This window comes from Dolichospermum sp. UHCC 0352, from assembly GCF_009711925.1.
Classification (GTDB): Bacteria; Cyanobacteriota; Cyanobacteriia; order Cyanobacteriales; family Nostocaceae; genus Dolichospermum; species Dolichospermum lemmermannii.
The window spans coordinates 1-6,748 of sequence record NZ_VIKY01000306.1 but is presented as its reverse complement, the minus strand read 5'-3'; the positions used below and the strand labels follow the sequence as shown (position 1 = coordinate 6,748).

Sequence of the window (6,748 nt, the reverse complement as noted above, 5' to 3'; positions counted from 1 at the left end):
CTAAAATAGCGATTCTCGTAACGGTTAACTGATTCTTGACAATACGTTTCATATTCTAGACTTACTACATTGTTTATAAACTTGTTCTGGGGTTAAGTATTTCATCTTCCGGTTAAATACGATTAACCCCAGTATACTACGTTATTTTGAAATTAAAATGATAGACTTTTGAGATTAATAGAAGTCGGGGATTTTTGATCAAGCGATAATATCTTTTTCTGGCTTCAGAAATATCCTCAGACGTGCCGAGATTTTTTAATTTTCGCTGACAATTTTTAATTTTTAATTGTAATAGATGCGCCTAATATCTCAGATATCCAAACTTCAATATTGCGGATAGGATGGGAACGGAGGGCTGTAAAATCGGGATGGATGATTGGTTCGACTAAAATTGTAAACATTCCCAAGCGATTACCGGCTAAAACATCAGTAAACAAGCGATCGCCTACCATACCTACTTGATGTGCAGGTAAATTCATTTCTTGCAACGCCGCCCGAATTTTCCGCCGGGAGGGTTTGGCCGCACCCAAGTAATAAGGTAAATTTAGAGAACGGGCAATACCGCCAATTCGCGCTTCACTTAAATTATTACTAACTAACCATAGTGCTGTACAAATCCGAATTTCTGCCACCCATGCTTGCAATTCTGGGAAAGTAGAACTCGTTGTCATGGGTACTAAAGTTTCATCCACATCTAATACTAGCCCTTTCAGCCCATATTGTTGGATGACACCTGGTGTCAGCGTTAATACTGAACCTGATAAAATCAAGTTAGGCTCTAATAGATGGTTGCGAGTCATAATTTTTTGTGAAGGCTAGGAGGTAGGGGCGCAGGGACTAAGCCCATTCAGGAGTCAGGAGTCAGAAAGAAAAATTTGAAGTTTAGATTTATTAAGCAAACTCTAACTAAATTTAGATTTTTGAATAAGGCAAAAGGTAAAAGGCAACAGTAATTAATTAAATTACCAATCACCAATTACCAATTACCAATTACCAATTAATCAAGCTCATTAAACAGATGTTCTTCTAAGAGGGGTTGAAATTTACGAAACTCTTCGGGGGAAAGTAATTCTGGTTCACCCGTTTTAGTCATTCTCGCAAAAAAGAGCAGGGGATCAAGGGGAGTATAAATTGCATACTCCTGTTCATCATGATAAAAAGTGGCAATTTCCATTAATTGCTCTGGTTCTAAACCGTTTTCTTCATCTTCAAGTTCTAAAGTAAAGAATTTTGATTCATCTTCAGGAGGCAACTCACCTGCTACAGTTAAGGCATAAGCAGTATTCTTGAGAATCAAGTTTTGCTCAGAAAGAACCGCTTGAGCAGTGCCGAAAATTTCGTCAATGATCTCATCATCTTCCACCAAGACGGCTTCTTCTTCGTCGCCATCAACTTGCCAAGCAAAAATTTCTATTGGTGCATCTATAGGCAGAAGGAGAACATATTTTTCCCCCTCTACATCGAGCGTATGCTCAATGTAACATTCTAGTGTCCGTTTTAGCTCATCTGTTAAAATCAGAGAACTTTCGGAATCGTGATCATTGTCTTCAGGAAGTGGAGATGAATACATAGCTGAATTATGTAACTGTAACAATACTCTTATATATGGAAATCATTGAACCGCTAAATGACAGCCGATGTCAACCATAAATTGAGAGATCCAACTGACGCTCTCAGGTCTAAAGACACTGAAATCATTAAGATCAAATAAATGATCTGTAATAGTTTTTAGAATACCATTTAAAAGGGATCACTCATCGGTAAATGCTACCGATCTCTGTACCGAACTCCGTCTAGCATCTAGCCATTGTTGTAAAATCAATGCAGCAGCCTTGCGATCAATTAAACCCTTATTCCTTGATGGAGAGCGATTCTCAGCTATTATCAGTTGTTCTGCTTGATAAGAAGTTAATCGTTCATCCATATATTCTAAAGGAAGTTTCAGCGCATCCGCCAATCTAGCCGCAAATTTCTGGACATGACGGGCTTGAAACCCGATAGTACCATCCATTGAATAAGGTAAACCAACAACGAGGATTTGTACCTGTCGCTCATTGACTATTTGCTGAATTTTCTCCACATCTTCAACAAAAGATTTGCGCTCAATTGTGGTTATACCCGTAGCAATTAACCCAGTCCCATCACATCCAGCTAAACCGATGCGTTTACTACCAACATCCACGCCCAAAGCGGAAATAAATGATTTTGATTGCTGTTGAGAGATCACGCTATTGTTGCTCCTGGGATTCATCTGCGGCTGAATCTGATGGACAGGGTATATCCATGTTAGGATTTTGATGAGTAGAAGCCACAATTTCTGACTGCATTGGTATAGCCCTTTCTGGATGCACCTGCTGAGTTTGCGGCATCCATGACATCCCCCCAGGGATAGGTTTCCGGCTTGGTTGTAGTCCTTGTAACATTTCCTGCCACTGAATCCCCTCTAAGGAGACAAATTTCGATTCTCGCAGTTTATGCCAAACTGAGCGAGACATGATCAGGGTATGTTCTTTGCGTTTAGCCCCAATCCGCTCTAAATATTCTTCTCTTTCTGGTTGATAATCTGAAGAAGCTAATTGTAATCCTTGTTGAGGAAAATCTTGAGCAATGCGGGCTAATTGAGACAATAATTCAGGATACAACCAAGTATAAGCCGGATGAACTGTAAGAGTTGCTACATGAGGATTTTCACCTGTGCGATCAAGTTGCACCTGAAAATAACCAATGGCTGCTTTCCGCTGGGGTTCAAAGACATAACCACTCACAACTTCAGTTTTTGTCATCCACTGCTTGAGAGCATCAATAATAGCCCCAAACAAAGTCGTTTTAAAGTCGTGGGTGTGTCGATCAAATACTTGCCTTACCAAAGGTGGCATTGATGCTGTATCCAGTTGATATAGCAACGGAGCATCAGCATTACTCACCGGTAAGAGGTTGGGTAAATCTGGTTCAGTTTGAATTAATTCCGCTAATAACTGGGGACTAATTTCCCAGTATGTCATTTCTGCTAACCGTTGAAATCCATTGTGGCGATACAGTGCTAAGGCATCAACGTCATTGATATTAACTTCTAGTATCCATGTTCGCGCTTCTAAAATTGATTCAAAGCAATGGCGCAGTAGTTGTGAACCTACTCCCATTCTGTCGCCAGTGCCTGCTAACATTACCCGATTAATTCGCCAAGTGCTGCGGGTTCGGTTAAATGGTGATACTTGAATCATTCCCAGTAGTATCCGTCCCTGTTCGGCAACATAGCCCCAGAAGCGATACTGTAATGGGTTGGGAAACCAACTTAAGAATTTGAGTAACCCATACCAGCGTCGTAGCCATTGCATTTGCCGCATGGCCGCACCAGCTTCTTGGGGAGAAAGATGGGACAATGATTCTTGAGTTAAGCAATCAATTCCGTCCAAATCCCTATGTTGGACTGGTCGGATAACAACGCTGAGGTTTCGAGGGAGTAGTGAAGTCATGTTGATTCAAGCCGCCATTTAACCTTTAAAAAATAGGATTGGTGATGTGATGCTGCAATCATTTTAACGGCTTTTTTTCTCTTAGGTCTTGCTCCCAAAGAGTGATTTTTTTAAGTGACCACGTAAAAAAAATATAAAAAGCAGAAACCGTGATTATACCTTTGGGGTGAAAACCACAATACCTGCTTCTATTCTAGGATAATTCTACTCAAAATACTTTTAAATCTATAGACCTTGGCGAGAAGCGAATTTTTCAAAGTCGGCTTGGGTTTGATGAAGTAATTGTTGACGACTATCTTGAATTGTTTGTTTGCAGTTGGGAACCAAGTTGGGAACCAGATTTCGAGCTTGTAGTGCCATGTGCATTTGTAGATGAGCAACGTATTCACTTATATCTTGGTTGTCTACAGTTGCGCCCGTTAGTACATTTGATTCCATTGCCACTGGGTTCTCCTTGATAAATTTGGTGTAATTGCTTTACTAGACTAGATCAGAAGTTATCATTTTTTTTACTTAACTGCCTAATTTCGCAATGAAGTGTAATGATTGGGAAGGAGGGAACAGCCAAAAATCAAGATAAATAACCTGATTTTTTCCCAAATAGAAATTTTCTAATCCTCCCAAAGTGTATAAGTTTCGTTAAAAACCTCATCCCAACTTAAAGCAATAATATCTGGTTTTTTACCCATTTCATCTCTAGCATCCTGTTTTGCAGCCAGAAAACACTTGTTCCAAATTGATTCCAAAAAATCTCGATTGAGACTTGGCATTTCTTCTTGACTGGCAGTAATTTCTGCCCTAGCTGAACGAATAGAAATTACCCAACTAGCGCTACGTTTTTCCGGTTGACATTTCCACTTAATTATATGCAGTATCAATCGAGTTAGGCGATTAATTACTGCTCTTTTTTCTGATCTTCCCATAGACTCGGCTAAACTCTCTAAAATATCATCAACTTCTTTCATTTTCCCCTCCTCTAGCAGTTGTTTTGCTTTTACTACAGCTAAATATGGTGATTGAAAAACCAGTTCGTCATAAGGTACTGTCATAATTAATAACTCCTTGGCTTGTTTTTTCCCAAATCTTGCATAAAAGATGGTACTGTTTTAACAACTTATACAAAAAATATCCTTTTGTGATTAGATACAATCAGCAAAGACCTCCACTCTAAGAGTATTGTAGGTTTACAAATCAGTCAATAATCTTGGTTTACATAAAATCATCATAAACACATCATATCATTAATTTTATATGCCTATACTTGACGATTAACGATAGACTGTTGATTATGGATAAGTAAATCAAAACTCAACACACAAAATGATTTTAGAACTCTCTCCACAAATTCATTACTTGGTGGAAATGTCTCAACCAGAAACCCATTTATTTGAGGTGACTTTACACATTGTTAACTATCCGTCAGCAGTTCTCGATTTAAAAATGCCAGTGTGGACTCCTGGTTCATATTTGGTGCGGGAATATGGCAGACATTTACAGGATTTTGCGGCTTTTGCGAATAATCAACCCTTATCTTGGCATAAAGTTAGTAAAAATCATTGGCAAGTAGAAAAAGGCAATACTTCAGAAGTAACTATTCCTTACCGTGTATTTGCTAATGAATTAACAGTAAGAACAAATCATTTAGATGCTACTCACGGTTACTTTAATGGGGCAGCTTTGTTTTTTAGAATCCCTGGTTGGGAAAATTTTCCCATGCAGATAAGGGTAATTCCTGCTAACCCTCAATGGCAAGTAACTACTAGTTTACCAACATTTGCAGAAACAGTAAATACTTTTTTAGCGGCAGATTTTGATACTTTAGTTGATAGTCCTTTTGAAGTTGGTTGTCATCAATTATATAATTTTGAAGTTTTGGGTAAACCCCATGAATTAGCAGTTTGGGGAAAAGGAAATTTTCAACCAGAACAAATGATTGCTGATTGCCAAAAAATTATTGAGGTAGAATCACAAATGTTTGGTGGTTTACCTTATGACAGATATGTATTTTTTCTGCATTTGCTTCAGCAGGGTTTTGGTGGTTTAGAACATAAAAATTCTTGTTCTTTAATTTATCAAAAGTTTGGATTTCGGACTGTGGATAAATATGAGCCATTTTTGCAATTGGTAGCCCATGAATTCTTTCATTTATGGAATGTTAAAAGAATTCGTCCTTTGGGGTTAGAAGTGTTTGATTATGATCAGGAAAATTATACACCATCTTTGTGGTTTTGCGAGGGAACAACCAGTTATTATGATTTAATCATTCCTTTACGGGCAGGTATTTATAATACCAAGGCATATTTAAACTATTTGAGTAAGGAAATTACCAGATATTTGATGACTCCAGGACGAAAAGTTCAACCTTTGTCGGAGTCAAGTTTTGATGCTTGGATTAAACTTTATCGTCCAGATGCTAATAGTGGTAATTCTCAAATTTCCTATTATATCAAAGGGGAAATGGTGTCACTTTTATTAGATTTATTAATTCGCGTTCATCACGGGAATCAGCGTTCTTTGGATGATGTAATGCGGCAAATGTGGGAGAAGTTTGGAAAGGACGAAGTTGGTTATACTCCCGAACAATTAGAGGGTGTGATTGAGTCTGTAGCGGGTATGGATTTAGGAGATTTCTTTAAACGCTATCTTCATGGTTTGGAAGATTTACCTTTTAATCAATATTTACAACCTTTTGGTTTGCAATTAGTTGAGGAAAAGAATGAAGAACCTTATTTGGGTGTGAGGATAAATACTGAAAATGGACGGGAGATAATTAAGTTTGTGGAAGCGGGTTCACCGGCACAATTTGCGGGAATTGATGCTGGGGATGAATTGTTAGCGATTGATAGGATTAGGGTGGGAAATCAATTAAATGAACGCTTGAAGGATTACCAGGAAAATGATTCTATCCAAGTTACTGTTTTTCATCAAGATGAATTGCGGACTTATTCTGTGACTCTAGCTGCATCAATTCCTAGTAAGTATCAACTTAAAGTTGTGGAAAATCCTTCTTTCACAGAAATGGAGAATTTTGCCGGGTGGTTAGGTGTACCTTTGTCGAGTATTCAGTAATATTAATTGTCTGAATCAGGATGTCTGGTTACTGAGCGAAGTCGAAGTACAGGATTTCAGGATTAACAGGATGAAATATTCCAGATTATTATGTTTGATCTAACAGAGAAGAGAGAGGTGAAGAAATTTTCTTTCTTCTTTCTTCTTTCTTTCTTTCTTTCTTTCTTCTTTCTCCTTTCTCCTGACTCCTGACTCCTGACTCCTGA

Annotated in this window: 7 protein-coding genes; 1 reads left to right on the top strand and 6 read right to left on the bottom strand. The window is 38.2% G+C overall.

Going from position 1 to position 6,748, the window contains the following annotated elements; all coding sequences use genetic code 11:
- Positions 1 to 275: 275 nt before the first annotated feature.
- The 6 genes from FJR06_RS22130 to FJR06_RS22105 all read right to left on the bottom strand — a co-directional run bounded on the left by FJR06_RS22130 (position 276) and on the right by FJR06_RS22105 (position 4,522).
- The gene (locus FJR06_RS22130; RefSeq protein WP_015080826.1) at positions 276 to 800 is read right to left on the bottom strand and encodes a YqeG family HAD IIIA-type phosphatase; all 525 of its coding nucleotides are present in this window, start codon (positions 798 to 800) and stop codon (positions 276 to 278) included.
- A gap of 197 nt (positions 801 to 997) precedes the next feature.
- Positions 998 to 1,570 (bottom strand): DUF3727 domain-containing protein, encoded by a 573-nt coding sequence (locus tag FJR06_RS22125; RefSeq protein WP_015080827.1) that lies wholly within the window; start codon positions 1,568 to 1,570, stop codon positions 998 to 1,000.
- Positions 1,571 to 1,750: 180 nt separating this feature from the next.
- Positions 1,751 to 2,251, bottom strand: coding sequence for a Holliday junction resolvase RuvX (gene ruvX / locus FJR06_RS22120; protein WP_051155191.1), 501 nt, complete (start codon positions 2,249 to 2,251; stop codon positions 1,751 to 1,753).
- Positions 2,229 to 3,473 (bottom strand): GNAT family N-acetyltransferase, encoded by a 1,245-nt coding sequence (locus FJR06_RS22115; protein ID WP_168632167.1) that lies wholly within the window; start codon positions 3,471 to 3,473, stop codon positions 2,229 to 2,231. The genes ruvX and FJR06_RS22115 overlap by 23 nt, the downstream gene beginning before the upstream one ends.
- Positions 3,474 to 3,698: 225 nt before the next feature.
- Positions 3,699 to 3,911: a hypothetical protein gene (locus FJR06_RS22110; RefSeq protein WP_041458081.1), complete on the bottom strand. Its 213-nt coding sequence runs from the start codon at positions 3,909 to 3,911 to the stop codon at positions 3,699 to 3,701.
- Between the two features lie 173 nt (positions 3,912 to 4,084).
- Positions 4,085 to 4,522, bottom strand: a complete 438-nt coding sequence (locus FJR06_RS22105; protein ID WP_015080831.1) for a DUF29 domain-containing protein — start codon at positions 4,520 to 4,522, stop codon at positions 4,085 to 4,087.
- 271 nt (positions 4,523 to 4,793) lie between these two features.
- Here FJR06_RS22105 and FJR06_RS22100 point away from each other — a divergent pair, with 271 nt between their 5' ends.
- Entirely contained in the window at positions 4,794 to 6,542 is a 1,749-nt protein-coding gene (locus FJR06_RS22100; RefSeq protein ID WP_168652282.1) for a M61 family metallopeptidase, read from the top strand.
- Positions 6,543 to 6,748: the final 206 nt, after the last annotated feature.